The 19008-nt window shown below is 54.1% G+C and carries 8 protein-coding genes; 6 read left to right on the top strand and 2 right to left on the bottom strand.

Annotation, left to right across the window (positions count from 1 at the left end; translation table 11 throughout):
- Nucleotides 1–619: 619 nt before the first annotated feature.
- The 6 genes from ACYQ15_RS05115 (at nucleotide 620) to ACYQ15_RS05140 (ending at nucleotide 12894) form a co-directional block, all read left to right on the top strand.
- On the top strand, nucleotides 620–5212 hold the full coding sequence (locus tag ACYQ15_RS05115; protein WP_459936446.1) for a glutamate synthase-related protein: 4593 nt from the start codon (nucleotides 620–622) through the stop codon (nucleotides 5210–5212).
- A gap of 225 nt (nucleotides 5213–5437) precedes the next feature.
- Nucleotides 5438–6202, top strand: a complete 765-nt coding sequence (locus tag ACYQ15_RS05120; protein ID WP_459936447.1) for a response regulator transcription factor — start codon at nucleotides 5438–5440, stop codon at nucleotides 6200–6202.
- A gap of 401 nt (nucleotides 6203–6603) precedes the next feature.
- Nucleotides 6604–7710 carry an IS4 family transposase gene (locus tag ACYQ15_RS05125; protein ID WP_459936448.1) on the top strand — a complete coding sequence of 369 codons (1107 nt, stop codon included), beginning with the start codon at nucleotides 6604–6606 and terminating at the stop codon, nucleotides 7708–7710.
- Between the two features lie 547 nt (nucleotides 7711–8257).
- Complete coding sequence (locus ACYQ15_RS05130; protein ID WP_459936449.1) at nucleotides 8258–11506, top strand: AfsR/SARP family transcriptional regulator; 3249 nt, start codon at nucleotides 8258–8260, stop codon at nucleotides 11504–11506.
- Nucleotides 11507–12015: 509 nt separating this feature from the next.
- Nucleotides 12016–12318: a Dabb family protein gene (locus ACYQ15_RS05135; protein WP_459936450.1), complete on the top strand. Its 303-nt coding sequence runs from the start codon at nucleotides 12016–12018 to the stop codon at nucleotides 12316–12318.
- A gap of 9 nt (nucleotides 12319–12327) precedes the next feature.
- Nucleotides 12328–12894, top strand: a complete 567-nt coding sequence (locus tag ACYQ15_RS05140) for a cysteine hydrolase family protein (protein ID WP_459936451.1) — start codon at nucleotides 12328–12330, stop codon at nucleotides 12892–12894.
- 326 nt (nucleotides 12895–13220) lie between these two features.
- Here ACYQ15_RS05140 and treY read toward each other — a convergent pair whose 3' ends face one another.
- Both treY and glgX read right to left on the bottom strand, forming a co-directional pair.
- On the bottom strand, nucleotides 13221–16121 hold the full coding sequence (gene treY / locus ACYQ15_RS05145; RefSeq protein WP_459936452.1) for a malto-oligosyltrehalose synthase: 2901 nt from the start codon (nucleotides 16119–16121) through the stop codon (nucleotides 13221–13223).
- A 13-nt stretch (nucleotides 16122–16134) separates the two neighbouring features.
- Nucleotides 16135–18303 (bottom strand): glycogen debranching protein GlgX, encoded by a 2169-nt coding sequence (gene glgX, locus ACYQ15_RS05150; protein WP_459936453.1) that lies wholly within the window; start codon nucleotides 18301–18303, stop codon nucleotides 16135–16137.
- Nucleotides 18304–19008 lie beyond the last annotated feature (705 nt).

Genomic DNA, 19008 nt, shown 5'->3' on the forward strand with positions numbered 1-19008 from the left:
CACCAAAAAAAAGGAGGACGGATATTGCAGCTCATGCAAGGAGCAGATATGAACCCGTTATGCGGAATGAAGCTCCCGAACTGAGCTGCAACAGGCGAAAAAAACTGACTATCCGGTAGTCGATTATCTCAGCAACCTCATCACAGGAGAGTTTGGCATGTCCTTGAAGCGGATTTCCTTGATTTTGATCGCAGCAGCATTGTTGGCCGTCATGACCGGAGGATGCGGTCCGATCTATGATACTCGGTATTCATATGTTCCGCCTGGTAATCCACAAGGTCAAACCTGCATTTTTCAGTGTGAGAACATCAAGATGCAGTGTGAGCAGCTTGAGCAGATGAAGGCGGAAAACTGCAGAAATCGCGTCAGATTCGATGAAGAACGCTGCAAGGACAACATCCGGCGGCAAGGTCGGGAGCCCAATTCATCCGAATGTTCGCAATTGGATTTCTGCACCACGGATTATGATCATTGTGAAGAACGATATCGGCTCTGCTATCAAAACTGCGGCGGCAAAGTGCATGCCGAACAGGTTTGCGTTTTCAACTGTCCCTAGAAGGTTGTGCCGACGATTTCATGTCGCCATCAGATTGCAACCATGATCCATATTGGAGGTTTTGTGTCCCATCCCGTCCAGCTTTCCAGACCAGACGCAGCTCTTTGCGAAGAGCGCGATGCCTGCGCCATCATTGCTTTCGTGGACAAACGCGGCCGGATGACCCACGCCAATGTGGTCCGGACCATCGAGGCCTTGAAAAAAATGGCGCATCGTTCCGGCGACATCAATGACGAAGGGGACGGTTGCGGAATCATGACGGACATTCCGCGTGAACTCTGGAGCCACAGGCTGCATGAAGCCGGATTGTCGCCGCACCTGGCCGAATCCAGCGGTTTTTTCGTCGGTCATTTTCTCCTCCCGCACCGAATCCGTGAGCGGGCAGAAGAGATATGCGAAAAGATCCGCCGAACATTTGCTTTGCGCGGCCTGGATCTGCTCCTGGAACTGCGGGGCCGGACCAATGACGCGGAACTGGGTCCCATGGCCCGGGCCGAAACGCCTCTGTTCTGGCAGGTAGCCGGTCTTGTGAAACAGGAAGTGCGCATCACCACCGGCCGACTCCTGTTCAAGGTCGTGCAGGAGCTGGAAGCCATGGAACCCGACCTGCATGTGGCCTCCTTGTCCCATGACACTGTGGTCTACAAGGTTCGCGGCGGCCCTGATCTGTTGCAAAGGGTCTATCCGGAACTGCGTGATCCGGCCACCCGCTCCAAGATCTGTCTGGGGCACAGCAGGTATTCCACGAATACCCTGCCTACGGTGGAGCGCACGCAGCCTTTTTCCATTCTGGCCCACAACGGTGAAATCAACACCATTGAGCGTCTGCGCAGCGCGTCCCGGAACCTGGGCATCGATCCGGTCCTTGGCGGCAGCGACTCCCAGGATCTGAACCGGTGCATCGAAGGCCTGATCCATCGCTTCGGTTTTGAACTCACCGAAGCCTTTGCCATGCTTTTCCCGGCGGTGCACAGCGAGGTGGAGCAGTATCCCGAAGACCTGCGCAAGGTGTATGAAACCTACCGCTGGCTGTTTCCGCCCTCGGCCCAGGGGCCGGCCGCGATTGTCGCCCGGCATGGCGACGTCTGCATCGGCAGCGTGGACGCCCTGGGACTGCGTCCGCTCTGGTTCGGAGAAAGCGACTACAACTATTACCTTTCATCGGAAAAAGGCGTGGTGGATCTGGAGGATACGGCCTCAGATCCCGTTCCTCTGGCGCCGGGAGAAAAAATGGCGATCCTGTCCGTTTCGGGTCGCCGGGCCGTGGTCTTCAACTACCGGGCCTATCAGCGCCGCCTGGTTCGCTTGATGCAGGGCCGAAGCGCGCTTCAGGAGCGAGTGAAGGCGTACTACCGCGATATACCCGAACAGAAGGGAGAGCTGGTCCGTCTGGAAGACCTGTTTGACGATGGTCTGCCGCGCATGACGCCCACGGAAATGACCCGGGATAATGTTCTGGCGGCTTTCGGCTGGCATAAATACGACGTGGAGATGCGCAAGAAGACCGCAACCACCGGTGGAGCGGTCATCGGTTCCATGGGCTACCAGGGTCCGTTGGCCTGCCTGAGCGGTGCGGGGCTGCCGAACATATCCGAGTATTTCAAGGAAAACGTGGCCGTGGTTACCAATCCGGCCATTGACCGGGAGCGGGAAGCGGACCACTTCACAACGCGCTGCATCCTTGGCGATCGTCCGGAAATGGGCAGTCGTGAGCGTCCCGGCGCCGTGGGGTTGGAACTGCGGACTCCGCTGTTGCTGGGCGGCTGCCTGGACAGTCAGGTTTGCGGCTCGGCTCTTTCCGCACTGGCCGCGGAGTTCGGCACCCAGACCATGGATGCGGTGCTTTCTTTTTTTACCGCCCAGGGCCGTGATCCCGGTCGAGTGGCCATCCTGGACGCCACTTTTGATCCGCGGGGCGACCTCTCGTTGCGTCTTGACGATCTGTGCAACGAGGCCCGTACGGCCATCAACAACGGGGCGGTTCTGCTGATACTGGATGATTCGCGCAGCTTTTCCGACGACCGGGTCTATCTCGACCCGGGTTTGGCCCTGGCCGTGATGGGCAACTTTTTGGAGGAGCATCGGTTGCGGCGGCGGTGTTCACTCATCGTGCGCAGTGCCGCGGTGCGCAATCTGCACGATGTGATGTTCCTGATCGGTCTGGGCGCGGATGCGATCAACCCCTACCTGATCTGGCGCATGGCCAGGCTGCATGCCACCGAGTCCCGTCCGGCCGAGACGGTCATTCGGACCACCATGGACGTCCTCCAAAAAGGAATGGAAAAAGTGATGTCCACCATGGGCATTCATGAACTGTGCGGTTACGGCAGGATTTTCTCCTCCATCGGACTGGCTGACGATCTGGCTGCCGTCTTCAAGTGTCCGAACTTTTGCCGTTCCGCGGACACGGGGCTGTCCATGAACCGCATGGAGGAGACGGCTCGCATCCGTCTGGCCAAGGCCACGGATCAGGTCCCGGCTGCGCTCTGGAGCACTCCGCCCCGAAATGCCATGGTCGGCAAGATTCTGCGCCGAGCCGCCACCGGCGTGGCCGGATTTCGGGAGATGGCCCAGGAGCTGACCGCTCTGGAACAGGCGAATCCCGTGGCCTTGCGCCATGTCCTGGGTTTTGCACCCCAAACACAGCTTGCAAAGCCCCTGGTCATGCGGGATGTGGATATCAGCGTGGGCAATCACGACATGCCATTGTACATTCCGGCCATGAGCTTCGGCTCCCAGGGTGAAAACTCCTTCCGGGCCTATGCCGACGCGGCGAAAATTCTGAACATCATTTGCTTGAACGGCGAAGGAGGAGAAATTCCGGACATGCTCGGCAGGTACCGTCACAACCGAGGGCAGCAGATCGCATCGGGACGGTTCGGCGTGCATATGGCGTTCCTGAATTCCGTTGATTTTCTGGAAATCAAGATCGGACAGGGCGCCAAACCCGGCGAGGGCGGCCATCTGCCTGGGCAGAAGGTAACGGCCATGGTGGCCGAAGCCCGGCACTGCAAGCCCGGCATCCCCTTGATCTCGCCCTCCAATCATCACGACATCTACTCCATTGAGGATCTGGCGCAGATCATCACCGAGCTGAAAACAGCCAACCCCACGGCGCGGATTTCCGTCAAAATCCCGGTGACCAGCGGGGTCGGCACCATTGCCGTGGGTGTTGCCAAGGCCGGGGCGGACATTGTCGCCGTCTCCGGTTTTGACGGCGGCACGGGAGCGGCCCGGGAGCATAGCAAGAAATATGTCGGCCTGCCCGCGGAGATCGGTGTTGCCTACGCGCACCGGGCCCTGGTGGAGTCGGGATTGCGCAGCAGTGTTGAGCTGTGGGCCGACGGCGGGTTGCGCAGCGGAGCGGACGCCGTGAAAATGATTTTTCTGGGAGCAGACCGGGTGGGCCTGGGCACGGTGGCGCTGATGGGGCTGGGATGCATCAGTTGCCGACGCTGCCACCTGGACGCCTGCCCCCGCGCCATTTCCACCCAATTGCGGACCAGGAAGGATGCCCTGGCCCGGGGCGTCAAGGGCTTCACCGCGATGGACGTTGCCGCGGAGACGGACAATCTGGTCCGTCTGCTGGCCTGTATCGGCGAGGAGATGCGCGCGATACTGGCTGATCTCGGTGTTGCCCGCCTGCGGGACATGGTCGGACGGACGGACTTCCTGACCCAGATCTCCCACAAGGAAGCCGTGGCCCTGGATGATATTCTGGCCAAACCGGCCATAGACGGGTCATGCGGCCCTGCGGGAGCGTTGCGTGTTGTCCGCAAGCCACTCAATTATCTGACCAAACTTGTGGCGAACATCTCTGTCTCCGAGTTCGCCGACGAACAGACCCGCGAAGTGCGTTACACGGACCAGTACGTGCGCAGCGTGGACCGGGCCATGGGCACCTATCTTGCAGGGGCCGTGGTCCGTCGCTTCGGCGATACCGGCGAGCGTCAAGCCCGCCTGCGCCTGGACTCCTCGGTACCGGGCAATGGTTTGTGCGCGTTCAACATTCCGGGCATCGAGGTCATGGTGGACGGCGGAGCCCAGGACGGCACGGCCAAGGGCAGCTTCGGCGGCGCGTGCGGCGTGTTCAAGGGCGCCAACCTGCTGGGGCGTCGCGTGGACGGCTCCACGGGAAAGAGCTTCGCCTACGGGGCCATCGGCGGAATGCTCATGGTCCAGAATTATGCCGATTCCCGGGCCTGCATCCGGATGTCTGGAGCGGACGCCGTGTTCGGGGCGCGAATCACCGCGAGAGTTCGCGACGAAGAGGGCAACCTGGCTGTCCGCGCTCATCTGAAAGGTTTTGCCTTCGAGTACATGACCGGCGGGCGGGTCGTGGTTCTGGGTGATCCGGGACCGTGGATCTGCTCGGGCATGACCGGCGGCGTGATCTACCAGTGCCTGTATCCGGAATTCGGATTCACCGAGGCCGCCCTGCAACGGCGAATGGCTTCCGGAGCGGACATGGCGGTACGCCCAGTGGATGAAAAAGCCCTGGAGGATATCCGCGAACTGCTGGACAGATATGTGGCCGAATTGCGGGCCACCTTCCAGGAAGAGGAAGCCCTGGAAGTCGAACGACTGATGGCCGAAGCCGAAACTCGCTTCGTGTCCATCCTCCCCGCTGAAAAAAAGCCGACCAAGGCAGAGTGATGGCTTTGAGCCGGTCTGACCGCTTTCGGTGACAATAATTTATCAAAACGTCCCGAAATCATACCTCTGAGGTTGTTTACTTGGATACATTATTCATGCATAGAACATGGAACCTGTTTCTGAGGGTGTAATGTTTCATATTTATTGACATGATCTGAAGGCCATCCGGCCATCCGCATATTACGGCATGTATGCCTAAGATGAATCGCTGCTTGAGGAGGCACCATGAACAACCTTGCCGGATCATCATTTTTGGCTACCGAACCTTGTCCATACTATGCGAACCTGGAAGAAGCCGTACTTAATGTGTGCCTGGAGCGGCGATTGATTCAACTCAATCGTCCGCTGGAAATGCAGGAGCCCCTGGCCGAAAGCCAGGCATGCATGTGTGAGGCGTTTTGCAGGAAATATGAATTCGCCTTGGCTCATCTTGAAAAAAAGAATCACAAATTGAAGCAGTTGACCCGTAAATTGGCCGGAACAAAGAAAAGACTTGAAAAAGATGTCCGCAAGCACATCACGGAGTTGGAGCAGAAAAGCATTGACTTGATGAACCGGACTCAGCAGTTGCGGCAAGCAAATATTGCCTTGGACGTGCTGGTCCAGAAACATGAAAATGACCGCAAGATCCTCGTTCAAGCCGCAATCAATCAGTGGAAGAGTGAAATTCTGCCGGTTGTGGAACGGTTACGGAGATTGGCGCCCAGTGATGAGTTCCGTATACTGGTAGACACTGTTTTGACAAAACTCATGGTTGGTTCCAGCGATCACTCTGATATTGCTCCCAATAATTGGTGCTCACTCACGGAACGAGAATATGAGGTGGCACTGCTTCTTGCCGACGGTCGAAGCTGTCGGGAAATAAGCCAGTTACTGCGAATATCCCTACGATGCGTGCAATCCCACTGCTACAGCATCCGGAAAAAGTTTAACCTCCCGCGAAAGACCAGGTTGAATAGATTTCTTGCACAAACCATATCTGTTTCCTAGATCTTCCCCGTTGATCAAATTACACGAAAATGAAGGTATATGGCTGTTACTGAAATACCGTTTGTGAATTGAACGATGCAGGCATCTCGCCTGCACAGACAGGCAAGATGCCTGTCCTCTAAGTACAGGACAAAAAATATTTAATAACGGCATTCATTATCTTTTTTGATTTGTTCTATAAAGAAATCTACTATTCAATACTCAATTTGCACAATTTTAATCTAAATTACAGAGCGTTTCAGAGATAAGGCTGATTTCATTATTTCTTGTAAAATGGCTTACAGGGTGCAATATGAGCATGCATTATGTATAAAATGAAGACATAGAGAGCGTCGTGTAGATTAAAAATATTCCATTTTATAATATCGCTATGCTATAGCAGAAGAAAAAGGAGGTCTTCTGTGCTTAGCGAAAATTATTTGAAATCCATTTTAAAGACTTCACTTGGCATAAATCTTTCCAGAGCTAAATTTATTGTAGATTTTATGACGGCTCTTTTTATCGTGCAGACTGTAAAATTGACTAGAATTTCTAACGCTATGGATGTTAAAGCAAATAAAGATTCAAGATATAAAAGATGTCAAAGATTTTTCAAAGATTTTAAATTTGATTTTATAATGCTTTCAAAATTTTTATTCCGTTTATATCCAGGTGACAAGAAAAATGTAATTCTTGCGATAGACAGAACAAACTGGAAGCTCGGAAAAATTGATATTAATATTTTAATGCTATCTATTACTTATGATGGAATTGCGTTTCCTGTAATGTGGAAAATGCTAGACAACAATGGAGGCTCATCAAATACTAATGACAGAATTCAAATTGTTGAAAGATTCATTGGTGTTTTTGGCAAAGAAATAATTAAAAGCATTCTCTGTGACAGGGAATTCATTGGTAAAGACTGGGTATATTATCTAAAAAATGTTGCAAAAATTAACTTTAGAATCAGGGTTAAAGAAAAAGAAATCATAAACAAAAAAAACGGGCAACTCGCACCACTAAAAAATTTCTTCAGGAGCATTGGTCCGGGGCAAGAAAAAATACTTGAAGGCAGAAGAATTCTGTGGGGTCATCATGTATTTATTGCATGTGTCAAATCTCCTCTTGGCGAACTTGTAATTGTAATCACAGATGATGAAGCTTACTCCGCTTTGAGTGATTATGCTATGCGATGGGAAATTGAGAGTCTTTTTAAATGTTTTAAGAAAAGTGGCTTCAATCTAGAAGATACACATTTAACGCACACAGAAAGAGTTAATAATCTTCTAGGGATACTAGCTATTGGATTTACCTGGGCCTACCTTTCCGGCGAACTGGAGTGTAAAAAACAGCCGATCATGATCAAAAGCCATGGCCGAAAGGAAAAAAGCGTATTCAAGGTAGGGCTTGATCATCTTCAACGCATTCTCCTCTACAGATTGAAATATATTCTCGAATATCAAGAGATTATTAAGATTTTGTGCAACAAATCAATAGGACCGGAATACTTGCACTCTAAAAAAAAATGACATCACGCATAGGCTCCCTTGCAAGGCCTAGATGTCAAGAAAAAAATTACCAGAATTATTGGACAATTTATTTTTTTGTCCCGTACTTAGGCCTGTCCTACCAAAGTGACATCCCTCCTACCTATCCTTACGGAGCAAAAACGGTACATCAGGAACTGCCAACCTTCTAACCAGCGCCCTTTTGCATTGAAAGCATTCTTGATTCCTCTGCTCTCCGCTCAGCCGACGCGCATTTCAGATATGCGCTCCTCCTGTGCTTAACGCACTTCAACACATCTTCATTTTTTTACTATTTTATCAACAATACTGAGATAAAGCCTGATTATTACTGATACTCGTCAGTATTAATCTTCAGTAATATATTTCAGTGTTGATTAATTCAGCTATTATGCTGTAGCTGTTCACAATTTCAAAACATAAGGCACACCCGCTCCGAATGGGATGAATTTCCTGCGATGCCCAAAAGCTGAGCGGATCAGGGAAAAATGAGCAAATTCGGCGGCTGGACAAATCGGATGTATGCTTGGCAAATCTATGGAGTCGGCAGATGTCACGAATCTCATACACCAAGTTCATTCCTCCGGACGTGGGGAAATTGATTGTCCGTGAAAGGCTGTCTGAACTCTTAGACAACGCGTCTTCACGACCGTTGACCTGGATTTCCGCGCCTCCCGGTTCGGGAAAGACGGCTCTTGTCGCCGGCTATGTTCAGGCCAGAAAGCTGCCTCTCATCTGGTATCAGATGGATGAGACCGACATTGAACCTAATGTTTTCTTTTCACGATTGGTCGAGGCCGCGTCACCTCTTCTGGCAGGTGAGAAAACGAAACAGGACGCATTCGGTTCACGCCATCAACAACATCTCCTATCATTTACGGATCATTTTTTTGAACAGTTCTTGATGCGGCTTCCCGCTAACTGTTGTCTGGTGCTTGACAACTATCAAGACGGGATGGATTCCGAGATTCACAAGCGTTTCTTGGAGGCACTTGCGGTTTTGCCTTCGGGATGCAGGATTTTTGTTACAACTCGGCTGCATGCTCCAATGCACTCGATCCACATGATAGTTGAACAGAAAATCAATTTTCTTTTCTGGGAAAACCTGCGTTTCACCCTTTCTGAGAGCAAGGAACTTCTTGGACCGGATGTTTTTGCCAGCGAAGTTTGTAAGTCGATTTTGGATATAACACAGGGCTGGGCAGCAGGTTTGGTGCTGCTTGGAGACAGTCTGCGTTGCGGAGGGACCATCGTCAACGCCAAAACCAGAATGCCCACATCAAAGGTCTTCGAATATCTTGATGTTGAAATATTTCAAAAACTTGATCCCAAAGTTCGTGATTTTCTCATCAAAACTTCGTTATTGCGTAAAATGACAGTGAACATGGCCCACGCCTTGTCAGGTTCAAGCCAGACCGAAGAGATCCTGCTGCTGCTTTTTCACAACAACCACTTTACCGTACGCCATGCTGCCGCCAAACCGGAGTACGAATATCATCCACTGTTTGCCCATTTTCTACAGTCCATTGCCGAAAAGCAATATGGCGACGAAACACTGGATGAGTTGCGTTGTCAGGCGGCCGAGCTTTTGGAATCATCCGGTCATATAGATAGGGCAGTGGAGTTGCTTCAAACGGCCGGCGCCACGGTTCGCCTGGAACGGCTCATTCTTGACCATGCCCCGCAACTGGTCAGCCAAAGTCGATTTCCGACTTTGGAAAAATGGATTCTCGGCCTTCCGGAAAACGTTTTGGATCAAGAGCCATGGCTTTTGTATTGGCTGGGCGTATGCAATCAAGTCACTGATCCCATTCGCAGTCGAGACCTGTTTGGACGTTCCTTCGAAGCCTTTCGTGTCCGTCGTGATGAAAAAGGTATCTTGTCTTCCTGGTGCGGCGCAGTGGATTCCTACATCTATGACTGGAGCGATTATCTCTCTCTTGAGGAATGGATTACATCCCTGGAGATATTGCTTGCGGAAGGTTTGACGCTTCCCGCTACGGAACTCGGAGCCCGTGTGACGTCCGGGATGGTGGGAGCACTGGTATTTCAGCGGCCGAGCCGAGCCGGGGATATTCAACGGTGGCTGGAATTGGCATTACAGCATAACTATCGCTTCTGTTCCGGACATGTTCATCTCCCTGCGACGTTCCATGCTGCCTTCCACGCCACATGGATGGGCGACTTGACCAAGCTCCGAATCATCTCCGAAAGCATTCAACGTGTGTTGGAGGCTTCAGATGTGCAGATGGTCCATAAGGTGAAGGGGAAATCCTTGGAGGCGTTGATGCAAAGCCTCTGCTTTGCACGCGGGGATCTCGCCAGGGATTTGGTGGAAAAAGGATTGTGCCTGTCCCGGAACAATGACCTGACAACCTGGAATTTTATGCTCTTTGGACAGGGCGTATTTGCCGCCCTGACCATGGGCGATGTTGCCGCCGCGGAAAGCTATCTGGGGCAAATGGAGTACATTGTGCCTCGAACCAAGCGGTTTGCCCGAGGATATTATCACTACTTGGCCGCCACGTTTCACTTATTTTGCGGCAACATCCTGCCGGCTGACCAGGACGCCGGAAAAGCGTTACGCATTGTTGAAGAGACAGGTGCCTGGTTTGCTTTTCCTTTCTTTGGTCTGGCCAAGGCGCAAACATGTCATGAAAGCGCAGAGTTTGACGAGCGTGAAGAACTCATGGAGCGACTCGCGGACTTCATTGCCCACTCTGGAAGCAATTTGCAGAAATTCATGTGGCTGCTTTGCGCTGCGTATTTCGCCCTTGATCAAGGCCGAACGGAGCAAGGATTGAAACTGCTGGGCAAAGGCTTTGCCCTGGGCCGCAGGGAAGGTTATCTGAACATGTTTCTGCAGTGGCGACCGACTATGATGGCCATGCTTTGCGCCACGGCACTTAAAAACGACATTGAAGTGGAATATGCCCGGCATCTTATTCGTCGAAGAAATCTGATTCTCGATCCACCACCTCTGGAAATATTGAATTGGCCTTGGTTGTTCCGGATCCACATGCTGGGTCGATTCGAACTGCTCCGGGATGGCAAAGTTGTTCAATTTGTTGGCAAGGTCCAACGACGCCCCTTGGATTTGTTGAAGTTACTGGCTGCTGTGGGAGAGAGCGGGGCAGGGGAGGAAGAGGTCTGCGACTTGTTGTGGCCGGATTCCGATGGCGACAGGGCTCACAGTTCCCTGACCACCACGCTGTCCCGATTGCGGGGCTTGCTGGGTTGTAATGAGGCGATAATTGTCAGCAACACTCGAATTTACCTGAACCCGCATCTTTGTTGGGTCGATACCTGGACGTTCAGTCACCTCTGCAAATGTATCCGTCAACTTGAGGAACGGCTTGGCATGGTACCCAAGCTTGAAGGGATGGACGGAGATACGCTTCAACTTTTTTTATTGGCTCAAGAGGCCTTGGATATGTACCGAGGCCACTTCTTGCCTGCAGACGTTGCGTTTCCATGGACAATCTCATTTCGAGACTGCCTGCGCAGCAAATATTTTGAACTCATTGCCACCATCGGCGACATCCTGGAGCATTCGGAAGATTGGAACGCGGCACGACGTTGCTATCAACAGGCCCTGGAAATGGATTCTCTCCATGAAGATTTCTATGCTCGGTTGATCAATTGCCTGCAGAATCTGGATCGATCCGGCGAGGCCCGGATGATTTTTCTTCGCTACAAGGAAAGACTGAAAACAGAACTGGATATGGACGTCACACCCGAATTTAAAAAAATGGCTTTCGAATTGGGGTTGACCGATTCGCGAATCTTACCGCAATGATAATTCTCATGTGATCGTAATTTTCGTAACTGCTCAATAACTCCGGGCAAGTGGACCACACAAAAACACCTGGACCCCGGCCTTCGCCGGGGTGACGACCGAGAAAACTCGCTATCAATGTACTCCATTCGTCTACAGGCGCAGACCGGTATCCAGGCAAGACGGATCCGCGTGGTTGGTTGCCCAGCCTTATTGAGCAGTTACTAATTTTCCCCTTATCCGTATCAATTCCAACCTCCTGGCTGCTCAAAGGCAATTTGGCAATTTGCTTCAGACTGCCGTTTTTTTGGCCCAAATTACTCACCTGGATTGCCTTGCTTTTGCCCCGTTGCGTGACGTACTTAATTCGGGATTCGATCTCGTTCCTTTAGGTGGACTTGGATCATCAAGCTCTGTTTTTTCACTCAATGGCTTGATGTTTGAGGTTTGTAAAGGAATTTGCGACTTGTAAAAATGATCCGAATTTCTATGGAGTTATAATGTAGTCAACCTGTTACCTGGAGGAAGCAATGATCAAGCATATTGTCATGTGGACGCTGAAGGATGAGGCTGAAGGGGCCGCTGCCGGGGAGAATGCACTGAAAATCAAAGAGATGCTTGAGAGATTGAATGGAAAGATTCCGGGGCTGAAGCACCTGGAGGTGGGGTTGGATGTTTTCCAGGCTTCGCCGGAATGGCATGTGGTGCTTTATTCCGAGTTGGAATCCCGCGAGGCGCTGGAGGGGTATCAGAAACACCCCGAGCATATGCGCTGCGTGGAGTTCGTGAAGAAGGTGGTTTCGGCGAGAGGCGTGGTGGACTATGAAATCTAGGGGCGTACCGTGCTGACGCTTATCAATCCCGCCCTGATCGTGGTGGACATGCAAAACGACTTTGTCCTGCCCGGCGCTCCTGCTACGGTGGCAGGGGCCAGGGCGACCATTCCCGCAATTCGTAAACTGCTGGATCATGCCCGCCGTCAGCCGTGGCCCGTGGTACATGCGATCCGCGAGCACCGGGCGGATGGATCAGACGTGGAATACACGCGTCGCGAACTGTTCGGCGAATCCGGAGGGATCTGCGTCACGGGCACGCCCGGAGCGCGCATTGTGGATGAATTGACGCCGGAACCTGGAGATTATGTCTTGACCAAGCAGCGGTTCAGCGCGTTTCTGGGCACGGAACTGGATCTGCTGCTGCGCAGGTTGCAAGTCGAGACCCTGGTCATGGCCGGAACACAATACCCCAACTGCATTCGCGCCACGGCCATGGACGCCCTGGCCCGTGATTACCGGGTGGTGGTGGTTACGGACGCCTGTTCGGCCCAAACCACCCGGATAGCTGAAAACAACATCGAGGACATGAGCAACATGGGCATGTCCTGCATATTATTGCAAAGCCTGATGTAACTATTCAGTACTTTTGATTCCATGGAGTGAAGTGGTCCGGCTTGTTTCGATCTTTCGGCATCGCCTGTCTGACTGAGTCAGGATTCGTTCATCGAACCATTGCCGGACGCTTGAAGCGCTAAATGCTGTTAATTCAGGCAATGGTTCGATGTTACGAAGCCGACGAAGGAGTTGCGAGGCCGAAAAATCGAGACAAGCCGGGCCGCAGCTGAGTAGTTACAACCTGATCGAATAAATCGTGGGGCATCCGAACGAGAAGACGCGCAATCGTGGAGGCAATTGATCGATTGCGATTTCGAATCTTCAGGATTTGTTGGAGTGCGGAATTATTTCCGTGGTTCGGAAATCAATGCCGCAAACGGCAGGTTGGCGAAAAGTTCAGTGCAGGACAGGGTTGATTCCTTTGGTTCGGCAGCCTGCAAGGTGAGCACATCTCGCCACTGCAGGCCTTTGCCTTTTCTGTGCAAAGCGCCGGCGAGGCGCAGGGTTGTGTCCGCCCAGACCTGGCCCGTGGGAAAGCTTTTGTCCGGTCCGCAAAGGCCGGCTACCAGACGTGGAAGGGCGACGATCAGGGCCTGTCGTTCATGGATTCTTGCAAACGCCAGGACATGTTCGGCATAAGCGCCGGCGACATGTACGGGAACGTACCGCCCGTGTGAAAACAGGTTCGGATGGGAGCGGCGCAGGTGCAACAGCTGTCGGAGCAGATAGTGTTTCAGACGTCCGTCCTGCCAGGAAGAACGGAGTGTTGTGATGAATTCCTGCTGGTCGTGGGTATTCCTGGTTGCAGTGAAGGCGGTCAGGTGCGCGGTCCTGGTCTCAAAATCCACCGGACGACGATTGTCCGGATCCACCAGGGAATCATCCCAGAGTTCCGTGCCTTGATAATTGTCCGGAACGCCGGGCATGGTCAGGCGCAGGATCACCTGGGCCAGAGCATTACACACTCCGGGTACGTCCAGGGTCTGGGCGAATTCATGGACATCCCGCAGAAACGGCACGGATGCCGGACTGTCCAGCACCTGGGCCACGAATCCGTTCAGGGCGTTTTCATAGCTTTCGTCCTGATCGATCCAGGACGTATAGGTCTTGGCTTCCCTGACGGCCTTGATCATATAGGCCTGGAGGCGTTCGCGCAGGGAGGACAGGATTTCAGGGGCCGGAAGTTCGGTTCCCGTGCGATTCAGCGGCCACACTCCGACCAGAGTCTGGTAGAACAGGTACTCATCCCGGCCGGCGGGCTGCATTGCTCCTCCGGATTCCTGCCGGGCCCGACGGTTCAGGATTTGCCAGCGGTCCACATGTTCGGCCCAGACAGCGGGCATTTCGGAGAGGACCGCGATGCGCGCCCGAACGTCCTCGCTGCGCTTGGTGTCATGGGTGGCGGTGGTGACCATGGACCGGGGCCAGCGGGCGGCACGGCGGATCATCTGCTGATGAAAGTCGCCCACGGAACTGACGCGCCGGTCGGGTCCCATGCCCACTTCATTCATGGAAACAAGTGGGAGGACCCGATAGAACGTGGTATCTTCCATGCCTTTGGCCATGGCCGGACCGGTGAACTGCTGGAATTTGCGGGCCAGGCGGAGACATTCCGCATTGGGCCGGCCGTCGGCGCGCGGTTTCCAGGCAGCCTTGAGCAGGGCTTCCAGCAGGTCGAACAGCAGGGGATGGCTCACGGCCCGGGCTCGACGGGCCAGGCCCAGGGCCCAGTCCAGATCCCGGTTATCCTCGGGAGAGGGGCCCCTGGACCCGACATAGGTGCGATAGACAGGAAAGCGGGAGACGATTTCCCGCAGGGCCTGACGGACCTCGCCGCGGGAAAAATCCCTGGAATACAGATCGCGCTTGAGCAGGCGGGTCGTCTCCGTGGCCAGAACCTCCAATTCCGAGGCCAGTTCCTGGTCCATGATCTGGCGCTTGGCCCGGACCCCTTCGTCGTGTGCGTCCGCGGCGCCCGCTCCTTCCCGGGATTCATGGAACCTTTTCAGCTGCGTGACGCCGGCGGCATCCAACTGCACGGCATGGATCTCGCTCAAGGCATCATAGCCCGTAGTGCCGTGCACGGGCCACTGGGTGCGCAAGGTTTCATGCTCCTCCAGAATTTTCTCCACGTAAACCGGAAAACGACCCGCTGCGAAGCCCGCTGCTTCCGCATGCGGCTTGAGCAGTTTCTGCAATCGGTCCAGGTAGCCGGACGGATCGTACAGGCCGTCGATATGATCGATGCGCAGCCCGTGAACCTGCCCCTCGGCTACCAGATCCCGGATCAGGACGTGAGCGGCGGCGAAAACCTCCGGTTCTTCCACGCGCAGGCCGGCCAGGTCGTTGATCTGGAAAAAACGGCGATAGTTGATTTCCCGCCCGGCCACGCGCCAAAAAGCAGGACGGTAGTGCTGGCGTTCCAGGAGCTTGTGCAGCCGTTCCAGCCCGAGTCCATCCGGTGAATCCGGTGCAAAAAGCGTTTCGGCGCCTTCCAGTGCCTTGTGCAAGTCCGGGATGTCACGGGTCAGTCCAGCCAGCGTCTGCTTGAAGGTCGTGCCGCGAGTGCGCAGCGCCTTGCGCCGGGTGTTGGAGCGGGGTTTGCTGCGCAGGCGTTTGGATTCGGTAAAGGCGGCCCGGACATCCGGATTGCTCGCCGCATCTTCGGCCATTTCCAGGCAGGGAGCCAAAATGCGGTGGTAGGTCGACGGACAGATGGGAAAGCGGTGCTCGTAATACCAGACACTGTAGGAACCGGTCGGCGCGTCGAACCGCAGCCGCAGTTCCCCGCGTTCCAGCACGGCCCCGTAGAGATCACCGAGGATCGGAAGCAGGACCTTGTCGTGAATCCCGTGGGTCTCGGGAAACCACTCGATATCGAAAAAATGGGCGTAGCGACTGCTACGTCCCCACTCCAGCACGTCCAGCCACCACAGGTTGTCGCTGCGACCGATGCCCATGTGGTTCGGGACAATGTCCATGACCATCCCCATGCCGGCATCCCGCAGGGCCGCGCTCAAGACGTCAAAACCTTCCCGCCCGCCAAGTTCCGGATTTAGGGCCTGATGGTCCACAATGTCGTAGCCATGGGTCGATCCCGGCCTGGCCTCAAGAATGGGCGATGTATAGACATGGCTGATCCCCATGTCGCGCAGGTATGGGACGATGGCCAAGGCGTCGGCAAAGGTAAAGCCGGCATGGAACTGCAAGCGGTAGAAGGCGGTGGGTTGGTAGATTGGATTCATGGTCCTGCCCGTTTCATGCATCCAGCACCAGTCGGAGCAACTGCAGGGAACGCCCGCCCACGATGATTCTGGCTCCCGGAAGGTGGGGGCCGTTTTCGGGTCGGCCGTCTTCGTTTATGGTGTCAACCAGGGGTTCCCATGCACCAAGATCTCCCTTGGACAGCTGGAAGATTTCACGCTCATGGCTGGCATTCACCAGCAGCAGAAAGGTATCGTCCGGTTCCTGTTCGCCGCGTTCGCTCAAGTGCACCAGACCGGCCTCGCCGCTCAAGCGCAGCGCAAGAGCCCGCGCATGGTGATTGCTCCAGTCGTCGGTGCTCATCTCCCGGCCGTCGGGACGCAGCCAGATGACGTCCTTGACCGCGGTGCCGGGAATGATCTCGCCTTGAAAAAAACGATTGCGGTGAAAGACAATGTGTTCGTGGCGCAGGTTGAGCAGACGGCTGACAAAGGCGATCTGCAGTTTGCCTGATTCGTCGATGCCGTTCCAGTCGATCCAGGAGAGTTCATTGTCCTGGCAGTAGGCGTTGTTGTTGCCAAGCTGGGTCCGGGCGAATTCGTCGCCGGCGGTCAGCATGGGCAGGCCCTGGGAAAGAATCAGCGTGGCCAGAAAGTTGCGCATTTGACGGCGGCGCAGGGCCAGGATCTCCGGATCGTTTGTTGGTCCCTCAACGCCGCAGTTCCAGGAATTGTTGTTGTCCGATCCGTCCCGGTTGTTCTCCCCGTTCTTTTCGTTGTGCTTGTGGTTGTAGCTGACCAGGTCGTGCAGGGTGAATCCGTCGTGCGCCGTGATGAAATTCACGCTTGTCCATGTGCGCCGGCCGCGGCGATTGAAAATGTCGGCGGAAGCGGAAATCCGATCGGCAAAAGCGGGAAGCTGACCTTCATCGCCTTTCCAGAACCGGCGCATGGTATCGCGGTACTGGTCATTCCACTCAGCCCAGCCGGGCGGGAAATTGCCCACCTGATAGCCGCCAAGGCCCGTGTCCCAGGGTTCGGCGATCAACTTGACCTGACCCAGCACCGGGTCCTGGGCCACGGCGTCCAGGAAGCTGGAGTGCTCGTTGTACGGTCCCTCCACTCGGGCCAGGGTCGTGGCCAAGTCGAAACGGAATCCGTCCACGCCCATTATCTGAACCCAGTAACGCAGCGAGTCCATGACCATGGACAGCACCTTGGGGTGGCGCAGTTCCAGGGTGTTTCCGGTTCCGGTGAAATCGTTATAGTACCTTGGTTCGTCGTTCATCAGGTAGTAGTAGGAATAGTTGTCGATCCCCCGGAACGACAGGGTAGGGCCGAGATGATTGCCTTCGGCGGTATGGTTGTAGACCACGTCCAGAATGACCTCGATGCCTGCATCATGCATGATCTGCACGAAACTCTTGAAGGATGACAGTTCGTGTTTGGGTCGGAGGTAGCTCGGGTGGGGGGCGAAATAGCCCAGAGAGTTATAGCCCCAATAGTTGCTCAGGCCCCGGTCGACCAGGTGGCGGTCCTGCAGGAAGGCGTGAATGGGCAACAGTTCGATGGCCGTGATTCCGAGCTGGGTAAGATGGTCAATAATGGGACGCGCTGCCAATCCCTCGAAGGTTCCGCGAAATTCCTCCGGCACATCGGGATGGCGCATGGTATATCCGGCCACGTGCAACTCGTAGATCACACTTTCGTGCCAGGGTCTGGATGCCATGGGCTTGCCCCAGGTGAATGCCGGATCCACAACCTGACATTTGGGCATGAACGGGGCGGAATCGCGTTTGTCGAAGGACAGATCTTCGTCCTTGTGGCCCACGGTGTATCCAAAGAGGGCGTCATTCCATTTCAGGCTGCCGACAAGAATCTTGGCATAAGGATCCAGCAGGAGCTTGTTGTGATTGAAGCGGTGGCCTTCCAGCGGCTTGTAGGGGCCATGGACGCGATAACCATAGAGCTGGCCGGGGCGAGCGTCCGGCAAATAGCAATGCCAGACTTCATCGGTGTATTCCGGCATTGAGATTCGGGCGCTTTCGGTGATTCCGTCACTCTCGAACAGACAGAGTTCGACTTTTTCGGCATGGGCGGAAAACAAGGCGAAATTGACTCCCGACCCATCCCAGGTGGCTCCCAGGGGGATCGGGGAGCCGGGCCAGACACGTGGACCGTTCTTCAACGGTTCGCTGTCTTTGGTCAAGTTCACTTTTCTCATCTTTTGCTCCTTGCTTGCGAGAGAACGGAAGCCTGCTCGTCAATGGTTGAATATCTGTAACTCATCTCAGGTGGTTGGCTAGGAACAAAGATGTCCTGGTCATGAAAGTCCGGCTGAGCAATTACATAATGTAATACTCCGACTGATTGGTGTCACGAGATTCGGCACCGACTCCATCTGCATCCAGAAAGGCTTGCGAGTAGGCTGATCTGAATCGTCAAAATATTACGTCATCCCGGGGAGGGAAGGGAATCCAGGGGGGTGAACGTCGATTCCTGAATTCTGAATACAAACCACTTTGCCTTGCCGGGCATGAATTTCGGGCGGAGTGAGGCCTTCCGCGCCATCAGCTGAGCACTTTAATTTTTTTTGTAACTATTCAGCACATACTCTATGGTCACTTGCCAGAGCTGGATTCCGGCTTTCGCCGGAATGACGTATCATATCACGTCCTTTCCAAATCAAGTCATACCGGCGAAGACCGGTATCCAGTCCGACTTTTCTCGGATGAGCTGAGTAATTACATTTTTTTTATTATCCTATGGAGAAAGCTGGCCAATTGCAAATACAGGGATTGTCGATTCCCCCCGGCCGAGGAGATGCCTGTTGTACCACAGGATGAACTCTTGACGATGAGCACGTGCATTGAAGTCCGTCAGGATCGAATCCATGTCGGCATTTGCAAACCAAAAGTCTCATCATGAA

It is taken from the genome of Desulfonatronum parangueonense (assembly GCF_054656975.1).